Here is a 16,363-nt window from a genome sequence, read left to right on the forward strand (position 1 = left end):
AGCGTCACACCGGCGGTCCAGGCAGGCAGAATCCCCGCTCCCCGAGCAAGAGCGTCCAACACCTCCGTCCCGTTGCAGTCGCCGATTACGGCGGCCGCCGACGCCTTGGAGGACAGGTGAGGCGGCAAGGAGGACGTGCTCGACCACCGCTCCGGCGCCCTGCACGGCGTCGCCCGCTATGCCGTCGGCCCGGACGGCGCCGGACGCCTGTGGCCCCTGTCGCCTACGCCAGGCCCCTACGCCAGGGCCTCGTTGAGGGCGGCGAGCTGGCCGGCGAAGATCCGTGCGCCACCCTGAGCCGGATGGCGCACGGCTTCGGCCGTCACGCCGGCGCGTTGCAAGGCAGTCTGGGCTTTTCGGCCCACGGCGACAAGGGTGGTGATGCCGAAGGCTTCGGCCAAGGCCAGGGCGACAGGCGTCCCGGCCGTGATCTCCTCGGCCCGTGGGGCGCGGTTGGTGGCAGGGTTTCCCCGCTCATGAGGGTGGTTCGGGTAGATCGGCCAGAACATCGGCAAGGGACCGCGCCATGCTGCCATCGCGTTCCAGACGGCGGCCGATGACGCCTCCCACTGGGCGGCCGGTGCTACGGGAAGTTCAAATCCATCACCCTCTGCGTTCCCGGTGATGAGACCCGGCCGGGCGGCAAGCTCGCGCACGCTCATGAACGGGATGCCGGTGACGGCGTGTCCACGGTAGCCGGGAGCCTCACCCACCAGCAGGATGACGGGCCGGGTGGCCGCCATGTGCTCCAGGTACAGGCGGAGGTTGCGCTCCCGCAGCCGCCCGTGCTCCTGCGGCCCGTACAGGAATTCGGCATCGCCAGGGACTGGAAGGCTGTACAACAGCCTCCAGAATTTTCCGGTGTCGACCATCTTCATCAACCACCCTGCGGAGAGTCGGCCCGGTAACGGCGCGTCCAGCCTGCTCTCATTATGGAGCCAGGCAGCTCCCTTGCCCTGTCGGTTGCGGAGCTTCTGACCACTTCCTGTGTCGTGATGATCGGCACAGAATGACAGGGGTGATGCACCCATGGTGAAAGGTCGTGCAGCGGGGGACAGGTACCCGTTCTCCGTGTCGACGCTCTTGTTCGACGTGCTCGGCACCGTCGTCGACCTTCAGGGATCGCTCCATGCCGCAACGCGCTCGGCATTGTCCGCGCATGGTATGGACTCAGAGCCAGCAGATGCCCTGGTGGAGGCGTGGCTCACACAACTCAACGCCTTGATGACGGACGTTCGCACGAAGCGAGCCGCGTGGAAATCTCACGACGCGCTGACGCGGGACGCATTGCACCGTGCCGTGAGAGCGCTGGGAATGGAGGACCTGCCTCACCAGGCCCGGCAAGACCTCGCCGCCGCCACCCACCGTCTGCGGCCCTGGCCCGATTCACCGCGCATGCTGGGAAGACTGGCCGACTCCTTCACTGTGGTGGCACTGTCGAATTCCAGCTTCTCCGGTCTGGCGCGTCTGTCCGCCGCGGGTGGCCTGAGATGGCACTGCGTCTTGTCGTCGGAGGTGGTGAGGACGTACAAACCCGATCCCGCGGTGTACCGCTGGGCGCTGGACACCCTCGGACTGAACCGGCGTACGACGATGATGGTGGCCGCGCACGAGTGGGACCTTCTGGCAGCAGCGGAACAAGGCGTCGCAACAGCCTTCCTGGCACGACCAGGCGAAGCGCAGTCCAGCTCACCAGGCAACTTCGACGTGCAGGCCCACGACTTGTCCGATTTGGCCGACCAGCTCATGGGGTGAGGCTGCCGGGTGATGCGGGGCACTCTGTTTCCTGAGCTGGGCTCGTGCCGCGGGTGACCTCCAACTCGGCGGGGCCGGTCTCAACAAGGGGGAGGTGCCCAGATGCGTGGGGTGGCCTCAGACCCCATGATGTTTGAGGGATGTATTTTCCGGCGCGTCATCGGTGGCTGGAGACGCTGGAGCGCCCTGGATGCGTGTGGCAAGGCGCCGCACTGGATCAATTCAACGGCACGGCCAACGGGTCCTGAAGTCGGACTACGTCCGTGCCGCGCCTGTCCGTTCCATCTCCTTTGATCTTCGGGCAGTCAGCCAAGTGAGAGGCAACAGGAGGGTATTTCCATGCCTTTTTCACAGCCTACGCAGGGTTTCCGCAACTATTTCGAGCGTTCGGGCAGCGGAACGCCGGTTGTGCTCGTGCACGGCAACCCAGGAGATCATATGGAGTTCTCGCGTGTGGTGCCGCTTCTGGGTGACGGCGTGGACGTGGTGACTCCGGATCTGCGCGGGTACGGAAAGTCGGACAAACACCTGGAAGACGTCGGAAACGCCTATTCGCTGAGCGGCCAGGTCGACGGTGTCATCGCTCTCATCGACGAACTGGGCATCAGTAACGCGGTGCTGTGCGGATACGACGTGGGCAGTTTCACCGTCCAAACCATCGCCATGAAGCGTCCCGATCTGGCGCATTCCCTGGTCATCGCGCCGCCGACCATGGGAGTCGGGAGGCGGATTCTCGAGGAGAAGGCCGTCAACGCGTTCCTGCATGCAATCATGTACAAGACAAGACTGGTCGAAGACCTGATCGACGGGAAGCCCGAAGCCGTCCGTGCCGCGCTGCGGGAGAACCTGGTGAGCTGGTCGCCCCCCGGCTCGCCCGCGGTCGACGAACTTCTCGACCATCTCACCGACAATCACTCGGAACCAGGCGCATTCGTGGCCAGCGCGATGTGGTTCCGCCACCCCGAGGGCAACCCCATCACCTATTACGCCAACGAGACCAAACCGGCGCCGGGTGACAGGTTCCCGAAGAACATCACCATCCTGTGGCCGGACAGCGATGCGCTCTTCCCTCAGGAATGGAGTGACACGCTGGACGACTTCTACAGCGACTACGACCTGCGCCTCATGGAGAACACAGGGCATTTCAGCCCGGTCGATTCTCCGGAAACATGGGCGGAGCACATTCTCAAGCATGTGCAGGAAGCCGCGAAGTAACCGAAATCGGCCCCGCGCGGGAGGCCCTGAGGGCCGACGTTCAGAGGCAGGAAAAGCCCCGACTGAAATCCTCTGAACGGCCATTCATCGTCAGGAGGCATCGCCATGCCGGAATTCCACCACAACATATTCGACGCCCCAGGTGTCCGCATCCATTACGTGTACGCAGGTACACCGCCGAGCAATGGTGGGGACGACCGAACGATGGTGTTGTTGCATGGTTGGCCTCAGACGTGGTGGGAATGGCGCCGTGTCATAGAACCGCTCCGATCCGAAGGGTGGTTCGTCGTGGCTCCCGATGTTCGCGGGGCCGGCGGGTCGTCGAAGCCCGAGAGCGGATATGACAAGCAAACGATGGCGGGCGACATCAGGGCGCTGCTCCATCATCTTGGAGTGACGCACCCGATCACGCTCGTCGGTCACGACCCCGGCATGTTGGTTGCCTACGCGTACGCCTCGCTCCATCCGAACGAGGTCGATCGTCTTGTGCTCATGGAGGCTCCGATCCCGGGCACCGAAGCGTATGAGAGCAGTCTGGCGACGACCAAGTACAGTGAGAACCGGCTGTGGCACTTCCACTTCCACGGGGCAGCAGGCAACGAAGCCGAGACGCTTATCGCCGGCAACGAATTTCCGTATCTGCGGAATTTCTATGTCAAGTTGAGCGCCAATCCGGACGCCATCTCCATGGCGGACGCGAAGCGGTACGTCGCCGACTACACGGCTCCCGGAGCCATGCGGGCGGGCCTCGAGCTCTTCCGGGCCTTCGAGAAGGATGCTGAAGACAATCGGCGCATCCTGTCCGAAAAGGGCAGGCTCAAGATGCCCGTGCTCGGACTGGGAGGCACCGCGAGTTTCTTTTTGCCCCTGGCCGAGAAGATGATCTTGGAGGTCGCGGAAAACGTCACCGTACGACCGATCGAGAATTCGGGCCACTGGATCGCTGAGGAACAGCCGGAGACGCTCCTGCAGCGCCTGCGTGAATTCGCCCAGGCGACCGGCGGGGAATAATCCGAGCTCGCGGCACGGGCACCGGCGGCAACGCGTCGGTGCCCGTGCCGTACCGCCGTGTTACCGCAACAGCGCGAGGCGACAGGCGAGAGGCCGCAGCCGGACCGGTTCTGGACCGGTTCCATGGCTGGGCTGCGCCTGCATGGTGTCAGCTGGGCTGACCGGTCGGCATGATGAAGACCTGAGGGAGGTTGACCCGCAGCGGGAGGGAGGCGATGAAGCCGACCGTCCGCGCGATGTCGTCCGGCAGCAGCCAGTCGACGGACTCCTTCGAGCCCTCCAGCCATGCTCGGGCACCGGTGTCAGTGACGTGATCCTGCAGCTCCGTGCCCACGATCCCGGGCTCGATCGCGGAGACCCGCACGCTCTTCGGGCCCAGCTCGACCCGGAGGTGCTTTGACAGGTGCGACACGAACGCCTTGGTGCCGGCGTAGACCGCGAAAGTCGGGTAGAGGTTCTGCGCGGCGCTCGACGAGGTGTTGATCAGGTCGGCCACGCCGCGCTGCTCGGCGGCCCGCACCAGCTGCGGGGTGAAGGCGCCGATGACGTTCATCAGCCCGGAGATGTTCAGGTCGATCTGCTGCTGCCACTGGTCGGCACGCAGCTCCTCGATGGGCCCGGGCAGCATCACGCCGGCGTTGTTGAAGAGCAGGTCGGCGTCGCCCAGCTCCGCTTCCACGCGGTCGGCCGCGGCCCGCACGGCGGCGGCATCGGTCACATCGACGGCGATCGCCACGGCGGTGCCGCCGTTCTTGCCGATACGCGCGACGAGGTCGTCCAGCCGCTCCGCGCGCCGCGCCAGCACGGCGACCTTCGCGCCCAGCGACGCCAGGTGCTCGGCCGACGCCTCGCCGATGCCGCTGGACGCGCCGGTGATGACGGCCACCCGGCCGTCCAGTGGCTGAGCGGAGGGCGTGGCAGAGGTCTCGGTGGTCATGGATTGACCCCTTCCGAAGGGTGAGTGAATACGGCAGGGGGCGGTCGGACGTCCGTCGTCGTGGGCCCTTGCATCCAGCAGACCACCGCGGAACCGGCCGGGACGGCCCGGAGGTGGCCCTGCCGAGGCAGGTACTGGCAGGGCCACCCAGCGCGGGGCGAGCAGCGCGCGGGGAGTTCAGACTGGGTGTATGGACCGCAGCAGCGAGATCGCCGACTTTCTGCGCACCCGTCGCGCGCGGGTCAGCCCCGAGTCGGCGGGGCTGCCTGCCGACGGGCGCGCCCGCCGCGTCCCCGGACTGCGTCGTGAGGAGGCAGCCCGCCTCGCGGGCGTGAGTACCGAGTACTACACCCGGCTGGAACAGGGCAGAGCCGCACACCCCTCACCCGAGGTGGTGGACGCCTTGGCCCGTGCCCTTCGTCTGGACGCCGCCGAGCACGAGCACCTCACCAATCTCCTCTCCCGTCCGGGCGGGCGGCGGGCACCGGTCAGCCCGCAGCGGGTTCGGCAGGGGCTGCACCTCATGCTCCAGACCCTGGACCAGGTGCCCGCGTTCGTCATCGGGCGGCGCACCGATGTCCTTGCCTCCAATGGCCTGGCCCGCGCCGTCCTGACCGACTTCGAGGCGCTGCCGATCCAGCGGCGCAACCTCGCCCGCTATTACCTGCTCGACCCCGAGGCCCGCGAGCGCACCGGCGACTGGGAGCAGATCGCGGCCGAGACCGTGGCCATGCTGCGTCTCGAGGCGGGCCGCTGCCCGCAGGATCGGCGGCTGGCCGATCTGATCGGCGAACTGACCCTCAAGTCACCGGAGTTCAGCACATGGTGGAACGACCACCGCGTGCTGCGCCGCATGCACGGGACCATGCACTACCGGCACCCGCTCGTCGGTGACCTGCACTTCTCGTACGAGTCGCTGCAGCCGCCCGGCGACGAGAACCAGACGTTGTGCGTCTACATGCCCGAGCCGGGCTCCTCCACAGCCGAGTCCCTGCGCATCCTCAGCAGCTGGGCTCCCGGCACTGCCCCGGACCCCCGTCCGGCCGCGCCCGGGGCCTGAGCGGACCCGATACCTCACGAGGCGGCTACGCCGGGGGTGGCGGGGTTCCACGGCCGGCGGCGAGGCCGTCGAGGAGCAGGACGACGAGCCGGGAGGCGAGGTCTCGCTGGTGCTCGTGCCCGCTGATGAGGGTGATTCCCCCGAGCGCCATGAGGACGTCGTTCGGCTCTGCGTCCGCACGCACCTGCCCGGCTGAAATCCCCGCCTCCAGCAGTGTCGTCACTGCCTCACCGAGGGCGTCGCGGCTGTGCCGGCGCAGGCCCTCGCGGGCGGCGAGGATCGCGGGCAGCGCGTCGGCCATGCCCTGCTTGGTCAGCATGTAGTCCACGAAAGCCTCCGCCCACTCCCGCAGCGCGGCGAGGGGCGCGCGGCCGGCGAGCAGCTCGCGGGCTGAGGCGCACAGTCGGTCGGTCTCGTTGCGGTAGGTGGCCTCGATGAGGTCTTCCCGGGTGGGGAAGCGGCGGTAGAGGGTTCCGATCCCGACTCCGGCCTCGGCGGCTATCGCCTTGAGCGAGGCGTCAGCACCCTGCTGTGCGAAGGCGCGGGCGGCCACCTCCAGCAGGCGGTCGTGGTTGGCCTGGGCATCCGCCCGCAGCGAGCGCTGCATCACTCCTCCTTGCAAGCGGAGTCGGCTCCGCTTACAGTCGACCCCTAAGCGGACCTGGCTCCGCTTGTTCCTCCATCGTAAGCGGACGTCCCGTATCCGCCCAACCTCACGAGCACGCAGTCGCTGGGCACTCCCAGCCGTGCGTCCACCAGAAGTCGCGTCCGCCAGAAGTCGCGCCCACCAGAAGCAGGGAAGAACCATGACGCACCGCCTCACCACACCCTTCGGCGCGCAGTCCACCGCCGCCGAGGTCGTCGCCGGCATCGACCTCACGGGCCGCCGAGCCGTCGTGACCGGAGCCACCGGAGGCCTCGGCCGGGAGACCGCCCGTGCACTGGCCTCGGCGGGCGCCGAAGTGACGGTCACGGGCCGCACGCTGCAGGCCGCTACGGCGGTCGCACAGGAGATCACCGCCGAGACGGGTAACAGCCTGACGCGGGCTGCGCGGCTCGACCTCGCCGACCCGGCATCGGTCGCGGCCTTCGTCGCGCACTGGAGCGGGCCGCTGCACATCCTCGTGAACAACGCGGGCATCATGGCCACTCCCGAACTGCGCACCCCTGCCGGCCGGGAGTTGCAGTTCGCGACCAACCACCTCGGCCACTTCGCCCTCGCCGTGGGCCTCCACGACGCCCTCGCCGCGGCGCACGACGCCCGTGTGGTCGTCGTCAGCTCGGTCGGGCACGTCAACGGCCCCGTCCGCTTCGACGATCCCGACTTCACCAAGGAGCCGTACGACCCGTGGCTGGCGTACGCCCAGTCCAAGACGGCGAACGTCCTGTTCGCCGTGGAGGCCGCACAACGCTGGGCCGCGGACCGTATCGCCGTCAACGCACTGAACCCCGGACGCATCTGGGAGACCGGCCTCGGCCGCCACATGGACGCACCGCCCGCATCCTTCGATCCGTCGGGCGCCTCCGGGGTTTCCGAGAAGAACATCGCCCAGGGCGCCGCGACCTCGGTCCTGCTGGCCGCGTCTCCCTTGGTCAACGGCATCACCGGGCGGTATTTCGAAGACTGCCAGGAAGCGGGACCGCACACTCCCGGGGTACGCCGCGGTGTCGCCGCTCACGCCGTCGACCCCGACAGCGCCCGCAGGCTCTGGGACCTGTCGGTGGGGATGACAACCGGCGACCGGTGAACGCGGCTCCGGCCGGCCACGCTGCGCCTTGTCCACGATCGCCGACCTGGCCGGGGGAGTGCGGCGGAGGCTGGGCAAGCGTGAGCCGTCGTGGGCCGGCCGTCCCGCCGACGGCGCCCGCGCCGTAGGCAAGGACAGGGCGACGAGCAGTCCGTGACGACTGACGCCCCAACGAGATCAATGCCGCGCTCGCCGACCCCTGACGCCCAGTCGGTGGTCCCGCTGTCCTCGTCCGCCGCCTTCGGAGGACCACGAGGTGGCCGCAGCACGCCGTGGGCCGTGCCGAAGGGGCGGAAGCGAGGCCGTCCTCCCCTGATCGTGACGGCGATGTCTCGTCCAGTCATCGCGACGGGCTTGACCTCAGAGGTCGATGACGACCTTGCCCTTCACGTGCCGGCGGGCCTGGAGCTCGGTTGCGTGGCGAATCTGTTCGATCGGGAAGCTCGCCGCGATGGGCACCCGCAGCCGGCCCGTCGCGACCAGGCGGGCGATTTCTTCCAGGGCGCCGGGAGTGGCGTTCGCGCCGTTGGCTGCCGCTACGCCGTCGACCTGTGCGGCAATGGTGCAGATGCGGCTGTCCGGGACGCCGAGTTCCCGTGCGGCGTGCACGGTCTCCACTCCGTGCAGGTCGATGGCGGCGGTGACACCGCCGGGAGCGAGGGCTCGGACCCGGTCGGTCAGGCCGTCACCGTAGGCGACCGGCTCGGCTCCGAGATCGCGTAGATGATCGGCCGATGCTGCCGATCCTGTCCCGATCACGCGCGCTCCGGCGATCCGGGCCAGCTGGACGGCGAACACCCCGACTCCGCCCCCGGCGCCGCCGATCAGAACCGTGTCGTCCGGGCCGGGGTCGATCACGGCGAGGGCGGCGGATGCCGTACGGCCCGCGATCGTGAGGGTGGCGGCGGTACGGTCGTCGACGCCGTCGGGAGTGTGGTGGGCTTCGTTCGCCGCGGTCTCCCCGGCCGGGTCGACCACCACGAAATCGGCGACTGCGCGGGACAGGGCGCCTCCGAACACCCGGTCGCCGGGTGCGAAGCCGGTCAGCCCGTCACCGACCTGGTCGACCACTCCCGCGTAGTCGGTTCCGAACCCGGCCGGCAGGGTCAGGCCGAACCGGGTGGCCGTGTCCGCGTCGGCGGTCATGATCCAGTCCATCGGATTCAGGCCGGCTGCGGTGACCCGCACACGGATCTGCCCTGGACCGGCCTGCGGCGCGGGGACATCGCGGACGTCCAGGACTTCGGGGCCGCCGAATGAGTCCAGCTGGACCGCCCTGCTGCGCACTGCGGGTGGTTGCTTGCTCTGTGTCAGCATGTGCGTCTGTCTCCTTGGGCCGGGGCGACACGCAGAAACGGACTATGCTCCGTTTCATGAAGGACCGTAGCACAAACGGAACGCGTTCCGTTTCTGGTGGAGTGGAAGTCCGCACGCCACGGGCGGATGCAGCCCGCAACCGGGACCAGCTGCTCGCAGTGGCGACCCGCGTGTTCATGTCGGCCGACGCCGAGCCGTCGATGCGCGCGATCGCCCGTGAGGCCGGGGTCGGCGTCGCCACGCTCTACCGGCACTTTCCGACCCGCGAGTCGCTGGTCGACGCGGTCTACCAAGATCAGGTCGTGCGGCTGACGACCGGAGCCCGTGAGCTGCTCGGTCGGCTTTCCCCAGCTGCGGCGATGCGTCGCTGGATGGACTTGTTCGGGGACTGGGTCGCGACCAAGAACGGCATGCTCGACACGCTGCCTGCGATGATCGAATCCGGCGAGATCGCCCATGCACAGACTCGAACCGAGCTGCTGACGGCCATCACCACGATTCTCGACGCAGGCCGCACGGCAGGCGACCTGCGCTCCGACGTCACGGCCGAAGACATCGCCGCCTCGCTCATCGGCATCTTCACCGTGGCCCCTCCGTCCGCGCGTGAAGCCAGGGCCGGCCGCCTGCTGAACCTCCTGATGGACGGCCTGCGGCCCGCCCGGCCGAGCCAACTCGAACCGCCGGACGCCTGCGCAGAGTAACGCCATACCGAACCAGCCGAGCGATTGCCGGGACCGTGTTGCCGCTTGCCGACGTGAGCGCACCAACCGTTCTGCCAGGAAATTGTTGCCCCGGCGCTGGGGCAGCATCGTCACGGCACCGGCTAGCGGACTGAGCCTGATCCCAGTAACGCCGCCGAGCCCGCCCTGCGGGTGGTGTCCCCGTATCCGGTCCACCTGCTGGGCTCGACAGGAGGATCGACCTGGACGCGGGCAGCCCACACCGTCCCTCGGCTTGTCACCCAACATGCGACAACGGCAGTTCCGTCGGCGCTGACGGCGACACAGATCGTGTCGTCCACCGGCCCACTCTCGGAGCGGAGTCCGGGCATCGCGAAGCGGGGGTCCGTACCGGCCACGCGCCCGTAGCTGGCCACTGTGCGCCGATGGTGGTTTGTGGCGAGGTGCAGCGGCAGCCGACCGGGCACAGTATGGAACCTGACCGCCGCTGCGTGACACCCGGCCTTGGCGTCTTTGCGAGGTGGTGATCGACATGTCGGACGACGTCCGTGACGTCATCATCGTCGGTGCCGGTCCGGCCGGTTGCACCGCCGCCGTGTACGCGGCGCGTGCCAAACTGCGTCCCCTGGTCTTCGAGAGCGCCGTATCGGCCGGCGGTGCCTTGATGAACACGACCGACGTGGAGAACTACCCGGGCTTTCCCGAAGCGGTGCACGGCCCCGATCTCATGGACGGGATGAGGTCACAGGCAGAGCGCTTCGGTACCGATTTCGTGCCCGACGACGTGGTGGAGACGCGGCTGACGGGCGAGGTGAAGGAGGTGGTGGACGCGAGCGGAGTGGCCCACCGGGCCAGAGCGGTGATCCTCGCGACAGGGTCCCGGTACCGGCGCCTGGGCCTGGAGAACGAGCAGCGGTTGTCGGGACGCGGCGTGAGCTGGTGTGCCACGTGTGACGGGTTCTTCTTCCGGGACCAGGAGATCCTGGTCGTCGGCGGGGGCGACTCCGCCTTGGAAGAGGCCACCTTCCTCACCAGGTTCGCCCGTCGGGTGACCGTCGTCCACAGGCGTGACAGGCTTCGGGCGTCGAAGATCATGCAGGAGCGCGCGCGACGCGACGAGAGGATCGACTTCGTCTGGAACAACGAGGTGGTGGACATCCTCGGGCAGGACCGGGTCACCGGTGTCCTCCTGCGTACGGTGGACACCGGAGAGGTCAGCCCCCTGCCCGTGACCGGCGTCTTCATCGCCATCGGGCACGATCCGCAAGTGGGCTTGTTCGAGGGGCAGATCGCCTTCGATCACGCCGGCTACGTGGCAGTGGAGGGCCGCTCCACACGCACCAATCTGGACGGCGTCTTCGCGTGCGGTGACGTGGTCGATCACGAGTACCGGCAGGCGGTGACCGCGGCAGGCAGCGGATGCTCCGCTGCCCTGGATGCGGAGAGGTACCTGTCGGCGCTGTCCGCCTGCGCCACTTGTGAAGAGGCGCGCCTGGAGGCCACCGCCGTTGCGGAGCTGGTGCATTGACGTCTCAGCGGCCACGGAACAGGGCATCGGCCGTCGTCTCCGTGACCGGCTGACGACGACCGATGCCGAGGCGGTGGCAGGCGCCGGGTCAGCCGGCGATGACCTGGGAGGCCTGCTCGATGATGTGCGCGACCGCGGCGGGCTGGGAAACGGAGACGGCGTGGGAGGCGCTGACCTCCGTGGTGTGCGCCCGGGCGCGTTCGGACATGAAACGCTGGGCGGCCGGCGGGATGTTGAAGTCTTCCGTGGCGATCAGGCTCCACGAGGGAACGGTCTTCCAGGCGGCGGCGGTGGCCTTCTCCTCCAGTGCGGAGGCGGTGATCGGGCGCTGGGTGGCGGCCATGAGGTCGGTGACGGGCGCCGGCACGTCGGCTGCGAACTGGTGGTGGAACGCGTCGGCCTTGATGTAAAGGTCCGTCTCGGTTCCGGTGCTGACCGAGTCGAGATTGGAGCCGAGGGTGCTACCGGGGAATCTGCCGGACAGTTCCAGCGCGCTCTCGCCGGTCTCGGGGATGAACGCGGCGACGTAGACGAGCGCCTTGACCCGCGGGTTGCCCGCGGCGGCCTGGCTGATCACGGCACCTCCATAGGAGTGGCCTGCCAGCACGAGGGGTCCGTCGAGGCTGTCGAGGAAATCGCTGAGATAGCCGGCGTCGTGGGCCAGCCCTCGCAGCGGGTTGGCCGGTGCCACCACTGAGTGGCCCTCGTGCCGTAGCAGCTCGATGGCGCCGTTCCAGCTGGAAGCGTCCGCGAAGGCTCCGTGCACGAGCACGACAGTGGGCCTGTTCTCCGAGGTGCTGCTCATGGTGGGGTTCTCCTCTTCTTCATGGGTGGCGCGACGGACGGCGCCTTCTTCTGTGATGCCGGCCCCGGTCCCTTCGGGGCTCGGCCTGGAGCTTGGTGCGAGCGGGCTTCAGCGGACGGTGGCGTCAGCGGCCTGCTCGATGGTGGAGCGGCGGGGCCGGGGCGGCGGAGCGGGTGCGACCGGGGCGGCCCGAACCGCGGGGCGGCCGCAGGACGATTGACGAGCAGTCACCCGCCTTCGCGCGGAGTCGCGGTCATGCTCGTCGAGGAGGATTCAGGCCGGTCGAGCCGCGGGCGCCGCCGGCGGCGTGACGCAGGGTCGCGGCCGACAGCAGGACGAGTGCGCCGCTGGCCGGGGCCAGCAGCGCCCAGGTGAGAACCTGACAGGCCGGGCCCCGGGTTGCGGTGATCAGCCGGATGGCGAAATTCGTGCTCGCGGCTACGGGGAAGCTGTAGACCCACAGTCCGGGATGGAAGGACGGCTGGCGCAGGTCGGGAAGGAGGAAGGCGACGAGGAGGACGGTGAAGAGCAAGGTGCCCGCGAAGCCGTAGCCGACCGGACCGGGGAGGCCCTTGTGGGCCGCGGTCCATGCGATGCCGCCGGTCGCCGGTGGAATGGTCAGGACCGTGAGGACGGGACGCGCCGGCTGGGGGAGGGGCCCGGAGGCGACGAGGCTGCCCAGGATGACGGTGCCGAACGTCAGCCAGTAGAGCATTCCGATCGCGAACGCCGCGTCGGCGATACCGGGGAGCTTGAGTGTCGACGCGGTGGCGCTCGAGATGAACGGGGCGGAGGAGACCGGCAGCAGATAACCCGGGTGCAGGAGCGTGGCGCTGAGTGTACCGGTGAGCCAGTGGGCCAGCAGGCGTGCGGCGACCAGGGCGGCGAGGGCGGTGAACACGGCGTACGCCCACCGGGCACCGTCGGTTCCGAACCGGGCGAAGTGACCGGCGACGAGCATGCCGATGATGGGGACGTAGGAGATCGCGAAACCCTGAGCCGGATGGCGGATGTCGTGGCGGAGGTTGCGCCACCTGGCCCCTCCGTGGCGCAGGTACTGGATCAGCAGCACCAGCCACACCAGAGCGCTGATCGCGTAGAGGCCGTCGCTGACCGGCAGGGCCGCCGGATGGACGGTCGCCGATGCCTGCCAGGCGCCACCCAGACCAGCGGTGCCGAGGGAGATGGACAGCAGTCCGATCCGGTCCGCTCGGACCGCGTGTCCGTCGGAGCCGGCAGGAAGTCGGATCAGCGGTGCGGTCACGGGGTGGGAGTCGTTTGCCGTGGTGTTGGTCATCAAAAGCCCTGGGGAGGCCGGCCCGCTCGGGACGGGCGCGAACGGGTGGTGTCGGCGGACGATCGTGGTTCCGGCTCGGCCGTGCCGGCGGGGGCCGTCGTAGGCCCGCACGGCACCGTGAGGCCTTGCCCCGTTCGGCAGCCGGTGTCTCAGGCCGCCGTGTCGAGCACGACGCGGAAACGGGCCTTGCCCGAGAGCATCCGCTCGTACGCCTCCACTGCCTGTTCGAAGGGCAGTACCTCCAGGCTGGGACGAATGTCGTGGGCGAGGCTGAAAGCGAGGTTGTCCTCGTTTTCGATGGAGGAACCGGTCAGACTGCCGGCGATGGCGCGAGTGCCGAAGATCAGGTCGGGAGTCGAGACGGTCAGCGGGTCGGGCGCGGCACCGACCACGATCAGCTTGCCGTTCGGGGCCAGACCCCGCACCAGCGGGTTCATGGAGGCACCGCTGGAGGCGGTGGCGACGATGATCGAGGCGCCACCCAGATCGCGCAGGGCGGCCCCCGGGTCGGTGCTGGTGCTGTCGATGTACTCGTGCGCGCCCAGCTGACGGGCGAGCGCCTCTTTCTCCTCGCCCCGTGCCACAGCCGCGACCCTGTAGCCCAGGCTGCGCGCGTACTGCAGGGCCAGGTGGCCGAGTCCGCCGATGCCCTGCACGGCCACCAGGGCCCCCGCCCGGGCGCGGCCCTGCTGCAACGCGGCGAAGGTGGTCAGGCCGGCGCACAGGAGCGGAGCGGCGTCCAGGGCCGATATGCCCTCGGGTATGCGCACCAGCCCGCTCGCCCGGGCATAGGCCACCTCCGCGTAGCCGCCGTCGGTCGTCGTCCCGGTCTGCGCCTGGTTCAGGCAGTTGACGAAGTCGCCCCGGCGGCAGGGCTCGCACTCCCAGCAGTGCCCGTTCAGGAAGCCGACGCCGACGCGGTCACCGGGCTGCCAGGCGGTGACGCCGGCCCCGACGGCGTCGATGACGCCGACGATCTCGTGGCCTGGAACGACGGGCTGCGACGGGTCGGGCCGCAGGCCCTCCACGGCCAGCACGTCGGTGTGGCAGATGCCGCAGGCCTGGACGCGTATCCGGACGTGTCCCGGCGCGGGTTCGGCCAGCTCACGTTCGACCAGCCGGAGGTGGTGGACTCCGGTGGCCTCGAAGGCTCGATAGGTGGACATGTTCTGGCTCCTGGGTGGTGGTGCGAGGTGAAGCCCTCTGTGAGGCCGGGGGTGGCTCTCGGGCGCGGCGGTCGTGCGCCGTCCGCGGCCACGGGCTCAGCCGTGGGCGGGTGGGAGGCGCGGTTCGAATATGACCGGTCTACTTAGTTGAGTCAAGCGGATCTGGCCGACGGGCCGCATCGTCGTTGTGTTGCCGCACGGCCCCGCATGCTGCTGGGCCCGGGTGTCGGGCGAGCGTCGCCCGACAGCACCGCTCCTTCGGTCAGGCATCCCGGGTTGACGCCGCTTAAGGCGACCGGCCATATTTGACAGGAGGTGGTTCAGGATGGGGCGTGCGTCCAAACGCGAGGAAATCGCACAGGCTGCCCTGAGGCAGTTCCATGCGCAGGGCTTCAACGCCACCGGCATCAACGACATCACCAAGGCCGCCGGCGTGCCCAAAGGATCCTTCTACAACCACTTCGCCAGCAAGGAGGACAGTGCTCTGGAGGCGCTGGCCCGGTATGCCGGCACTCTGCGTTTCGACATGCTCGAAGAGCCCGGGCGCCCCCCGCTGGAGAGGCTGCGGACGCACTTCGAGTACCTCGGCAGGGACACGCTCGACAACGGGTTCGTCCGTGGGTGCCTCGCCGGCAACCTCGGCGCGGAAGTGGCGGATCACAACGAGGAGATCCGCTCGGCCGTCCGGCGCGGCTTCGACCGGTGGGCCGCGCACATCCAGCGGGTGCTCGTCGAGGCCCAGGAGGCCGGCGATCTCGACAGCGCTCTCGACGTGACGGCCACCGCGCTGTTCATCCTGAGCGCCTGGGAGGGGACCCTGATCACGGCCCGGGCGCACAAGTCCGAGGCGCCGGTTGAGGCGTTCTTCCGAACCGTCTTCGACGTCGTCCTGCGATAGGACCGGCCGGGCCGCACCGCGTCGCACGGCCTGCTCGCCGTCCGTCCGTACCTGACCGCGGCCGGCCGCAGCCGCATTTCACTGGCCCCAGGAGGCGGCTGCGCCTGCGCGCGGGAGAGGGAAACGAGGCTCTTGACGCAAGTAGACCGGTCGTCTAGCTTTTTAGATGACCGGTCGGCTTGCTCTCAATGCCGATTGGCCCCCTATCGATCACCTTCATGAACCGGAGCGTCCCGATGACCACGCCTGTCAAGCTCGCCATCGTCTACTACTCGTCCACCGGCACGATCGCGGAGATCGCCAAGGAACTCCACGACGCCGGCGTCAAGGCCGGCGCCGAGGTCCGTCTGCTCAGGGTCGCCGAGCTCGCTCCCCAGGCCGCCATCGACTCCAACCCCGCCTGGGCGGCCAACCAGGCGGCCACCGCCGACATCCCCGAGGCCACGACGCAGGACATCGAGTGGGCCGACGCCGTCATCTTCGGCACCCCCACCCGCTTCGGCAACGTCTCCTCGCAGCTCAAGCAGTTCATCGACACGCTCGGCGGACCGTGGGCCCAGGGCAAGCTGACCGACAAGGTGTACAGCGGCTTCGTCTCCACGGCCACCGCTCATGCCGGCCACGAGTCCACCCTGCTGGCCCTGTACAACTCCGTCCATCACTTCGGCGGCATCATCGTCTCGCCGGGCTTCACCGACCCCGCGAAGTTCACCGACGGCAACCCGTACGGCACCTCCCACGCCGACGGCCAGGGCACCAACCCCGTCGACGAGGTCACCCGCACCGCCGCCCGCATCCAGGCCGAACGCGTCGTCAAGGTCGCCGGCAAGCTCAAGACCGCCGCCTGACCGCACCACCGGACGTGCACCTGCAGGCGGCCGCCCATGGCCGCCTGCGGGCTCGGGGCCGTACGGACCCCACCATGACCTGCCGGACGCGCGCCTCG

The 16,363-nt window shown here is 68.9% G+C and carries 16 protein-coding genes; 9 read left to right on the forward strand and 7 right to left on the reverse strand.

Annotation, left to right across the window (positions count from 1 at the left end; all coding sequences use genetic code 11):
- Positions 1 to 236: 236 nt before the first annotated feature.
- Positions 237 to 878, reverse strand: coding sequence for a uracil-DNA glycosylase (locus tag ACGFZN_RS34440; protein WP_393862395.1), 642 nt, complete (start codon positions 876 to 878; stop codon positions 237 to 239).
- A 193-nt stretch (positions 879 to 1,071) separates the two neighbouring features.
- Between ACGFZN_RS34440 and ACGFZN_RS34445 the strand changes: the two genes are divergently transcribed.
- The 3 genes from ACGFZN_RS34445 to ACGFZN_RS34455 all read left to right on the forward strand — a co-directional run bounded on the left by ACGFZN_RS34445 (position 1,072) and on the right by ACGFZN_RS34455 (position 3,981).
- A complete protein-coding gene (locus ACGFZN_RS34445; RefSeq protein WP_393862396.1) occupies positions 1,072 to 1,755 on the forward strand; it encodes a haloacid dehalogenase type II in 684 nt (227 codons plus the stop codon).
- A gap of 339 nt (positions 1,756 to 2,094) precedes the next feature.
- On the forward strand, positions 2,095 to 2,970 hold the full coding sequence (locus ACGFZN_RS34450) for an alpha/beta fold hydrolase (RefSeq protein ID WP_393862397.1): 876 nt from the start codon (positions 2,095 to 2,097) through the stop codon (positions 2,968 to 2,970).
- Between the two features lie 204 nt (positions 2,971 to 3,174).
- On the forward strand, positions 3,175 to 3,981 hold the full coding sequence (locus ACGFZN_RS34455; RefSeq protein WP_393862501.1) for an alpha/beta fold hydrolase: 807 nt from the start codon (positions 3,175 to 3,177) through the stop codon (positions 3,979 to 3,981).
- Between the two features lie 148 nt (positions 3,982 to 4,129).
- Here ACGFZN_RS34455 and ACGFZN_RS34460 read toward each other — a convergent pair whose 3' ends face one another.
- On the reverse strand, positions 4,130 to 4,918 hold the full coding sequence (locus ACGFZN_RS34460; protein ID WP_393862398.1) for an SDR family oxidoreductase: 789 nt from the start codon (positions 4,916 to 4,918) through the stop codon (positions 4,130 to 4,132).
- Positions 4,919 to 5,108: 190 nt separating this feature from the next.
- Between ACGFZN_RS34460 and ACGFZN_RS34465 the strand changes: the two genes are divergently transcribed.
- Positions 5,109 to 5,978 carry a helix-turn-helix transcriptional regulator gene (locus ACGFZN_RS34465; RefSeq protein ID WP_393862399.1) on the forward strand — a complete coding sequence of 290 codons (870 nt, stop codon included), beginning with the start codon at positions 5,109 to 5,111 and terminating at the stop codon, positions 5,976 to 5,978.
- A gap of 25 nt (positions 5,979 to 6,003) precedes the next feature.
- Here the strand turns inward: ACGFZN_RS34465 and ACGFZN_RS34470 are convergent, their stop codons facing one another.
- A complete protein-coding gene (locus tag ACGFZN_RS34470) occupies positions 6,004 to 6,585 on the reverse strand; it encodes a TetR/AcrR family transcriptional regulator (RefSeq protein ID WP_393862400.1) in 582 nt (193 codons plus the stop codon).
- Positions 6,586 to 6,784: 199 nt separating this feature from the next.
- On the opposite strand from ACGFZN_RS34470, the gene ACGFZN_RS34475 reads away from it, so the two are divergent.
- Positions 6,785 to 7,726: an SDR family NAD(P)-dependent oxidoreductase gene (locus ACGFZN_RS34475; RefSeq protein WP_393862401.1), complete on the forward strand. Its 942-nt coding sequence runs from the start codon at positions 6,785 to 6,787 to the stop codon at positions 7,724 to 7,726.
- 360 nt (positions 7,727 to 8,086) lie between these two features.
- Here the strand turns inward: ACGFZN_RS34475 and ACGFZN_RS34480 are convergent, their stop codons facing one another.
- Positions 8,087 to 9,043, reverse strand: a complete 957-nt coding sequence (locus ACGFZN_RS34480; RefSeq protein WP_393862402.1) for an NADP-dependent oxidoreductase — start codon at positions 9,041 to 9,043, stop codon at positions 8,087 to 8,089.
- Between the two features lie 56 nt (positions 9,044 to 9,099).
- Here ACGFZN_RS34480 and ACGFZN_RS34485 point away from each other — a divergent pair, with 56 nt between their 5' ends.
- Both ACGFZN_RS34485 and trxB read left to right on the forward strand, forming a co-directional pair.
- Positions 9,100 to 9,744: a TetR/AcrR family transcriptional regulator gene (locus tag ACGFZN_RS34485; protein WP_393862403.1), complete on the forward strand. Its 645-nt coding sequence runs from the start codon at positions 9,100 to 9,102 to the stop codon at positions 9,742 to 9,744.
- 511 nt (positions 9,745 to 10,255) lie between these two features.
- Positions 10,256 to 11,251 (forward strand): thioredoxin-disulfide reductase, encoded by a 996-nt coding sequence (trxB, locus tag ACGFZN_RS34490; protein WP_393862404.1) that lies wholly within the window; start codon positions 10,256 to 10,258, stop codon positions 11,249 to 11,251.
- An 88-nt stretch (positions 11,252 to 11,339) separates the two neighbouring features.
- Here the strand turns inward: trxB and ACGFZN_RS34495 are convergent, their stop codons facing one another.
- From ACGFZN_RS34495 to ACGFZN_RS34505, 3 genes are all read right to left on the reverse strand, one after another.
- Positions 11,340 to 12,056, reverse strand: a complete 717-nt coding sequence (locus ACGFZN_RS34495; protein ID WP_393862405.1) for an alpha/beta fold hydrolase — start codon at positions 12,054 to 12,056, stop codon at positions 11,340 to 11,342.
- Between the two features lie 253 nt (positions 12,057 to 12,309).
- Positions 12,310 to 13,353: a hypothetical protein gene (locus ACGFZN_RS34500; protein WP_393862406.1), complete on the reverse strand. Its 1,044-nt coding sequence runs from the start codon at positions 13,351 to 13,353 to the stop codon at positions 12,310 to 12,312.
- A gap of 149 nt (positions 13,354 to 13,502) precedes the next feature.
- On the reverse strand, positions 13,503 to 14,519 hold the full coding sequence (locus ACGFZN_RS34505; RefSeq protein ID WP_393862407.1) for an alcohol dehydrogenase: 1,017 nt from the start codon (positions 14,517 to 14,519) through the stop codon (positions 13,503 to 13,505).
- Between the two features lie 325 nt (positions 14,520 to 14,844).
- Here ACGFZN_RS34505 and ACGFZN_RS34510 point away from each other — a divergent pair, with 325 nt between their 5' ends.
- Together ACGFZN_RS34510 and wrbA are read left to right on the forward strand one after the other, a co-directional pair.
- A complete protein-coding gene (locus ACGFZN_RS34510; protein ID WP_393862408.1) occupies positions 14,845 to 15,417 on the forward strand; it encodes a TetR family transcriptional regulator C-terminal domain-containing protein in 573 nt (190 codons plus the stop codon).
- 236 nt (positions 15,418 to 15,653) lie between these two features.
- Positions 15,654 to 16,265: an NAD(P)H:quinone oxidoreductase gene (wrbA, locus tag ACGFZN_RS34515; RefSeq protein ID WP_393862409.1), complete on the forward strand. Its 612-nt coding sequence runs from the start codon at positions 15,654 to 15,656 to the stop codon at positions 16,263 to 16,265.
- Positions 16,266 to 16,363 lie beyond the last annotated feature (98 nt).

It is taken from the genome of Streptomyces sp. NPDC048192 (assembly GCF_043202415.1).
GTDB lineage: Bacteria > Actinomycetota > Actinomycetes > Streptomycetales > Streptomycetaceae > Streptomyces.

What these genes read in the sequence shown, in the direction of transcription:
- ACGFZN_RS34440 (WP_393862395.1), bottom strand. Translation starts at nt 878, where the DNA reads ATGAAGATGGTCGACACCGGAAAATTCTGGAGGCTGTTGTACAGCCTT.
- ACGFZN_RS34450 (WP_393862397.1), top strand. Translation starts at nt 2,095, where the DNA reads ATGCCTTTTTCACAGCCTACGCAGGGTTTCCGCAACTATTTCGAGCGT.
- ACGFZN_RS34455 (WP_393862501.1), top strand. Translation starts at nt 3,175, where the DNA reads ATGGTGTTGTTGCATGGTTGGCCTCAGACGTGGTGGGAATGGCGCCGT.
- ACGFZN_RS34460 (WP_393862398.1), bottom strand. Translation starts at nt 4,918, where the DNA reads ATGACCACCGAGACCTCTGCCACGCCCTCCGCTCAGCCACTGGACGGC.
- ACGFZN_RS34465 (WP_393862399.1), top strand. Translation starts at nt 5,109, where the DNA reads ATGGACCGCAGCAGCGAGATCGCCGACTTTCTGCGCACCCGTCGCGCG.
- ACGFZN_RS34470 (WP_393862400.1), bottom strand. Translation starts at nt 6,585, where the DNA reads ATGCAGCGCTCGCTGCGGGCGGATGCCCAGGCCAACCACGACCGCCTG.
- ACGFZN_RS34475 (WP_393862401.1), top strand. Translation starts at nt 6,785, where the DNA reads ATGACGCACCGCCTCACCACACCCTTCGGCGCGCAGTCCACCGCCGCC.
- ACGFZN_RS34480 (WP_393862402.1), bottom strand. Translation starts at nt 9,043, where the DNA reads ATGCTGACACAGAGCAAGCAACCACCCGCAGTGCGCAGCAGGGCGGTC.
- ACGFZN_RS34485 (WP_393862403.1), top strand. Translation starts at nt 9,100, where the DNA reads ATGAAGGACCGTAGCACAAACGGAACGCGTTCCGTTTCTGGTGGAGTG.
- trxB (WP_393862404.1), top strand. Translation starts at nt 10,256, where the DNA reads ATGTCGGACGACGTCCGTGACGTCATCATCGTCGGTGCCGGTCCGGCC.
- ACGFZN_RS34495 (WP_393862405.1), bottom strand. Translation starts at nt 12,056, where the DNA reads ATGAGCAGCACCTCGGAGAACAGGCCCACTGTCGTGCTCGTGCACGGA.
- ACGFZN_RS34500 (WP_393862406.1), bottom strand. Translation starts at nt 13,353, where the DNA reads ATGACCAACACCACGGCAAACGACTCCCACCCCGTGACCGCACCGCTG.
- ACGFZN_RS34505 (WP_393862407.1), bottom strand. Translation starts at nt 14,519, where the DNA reads ATGTCCACCTATCGAGCCTTCGAGGCCACCGGAGTCCACCACCTCCGG.
- ACGFZN_RS34510 (WP_393862408.1), top strand. Translation starts at nt 14,845, where the DNA reads ATGGGGCGTGCGTCCAAACGCGAGGAAATCGCACAGGCTGCCCTGAGG.
- wrbA (WP_393862409.1), top strand. Translation starts at nt 15,654, where the DNA reads ATGACCACGCCTGTCAAGCTCGCCATCGTCTACTACTCGTCCACCGGC.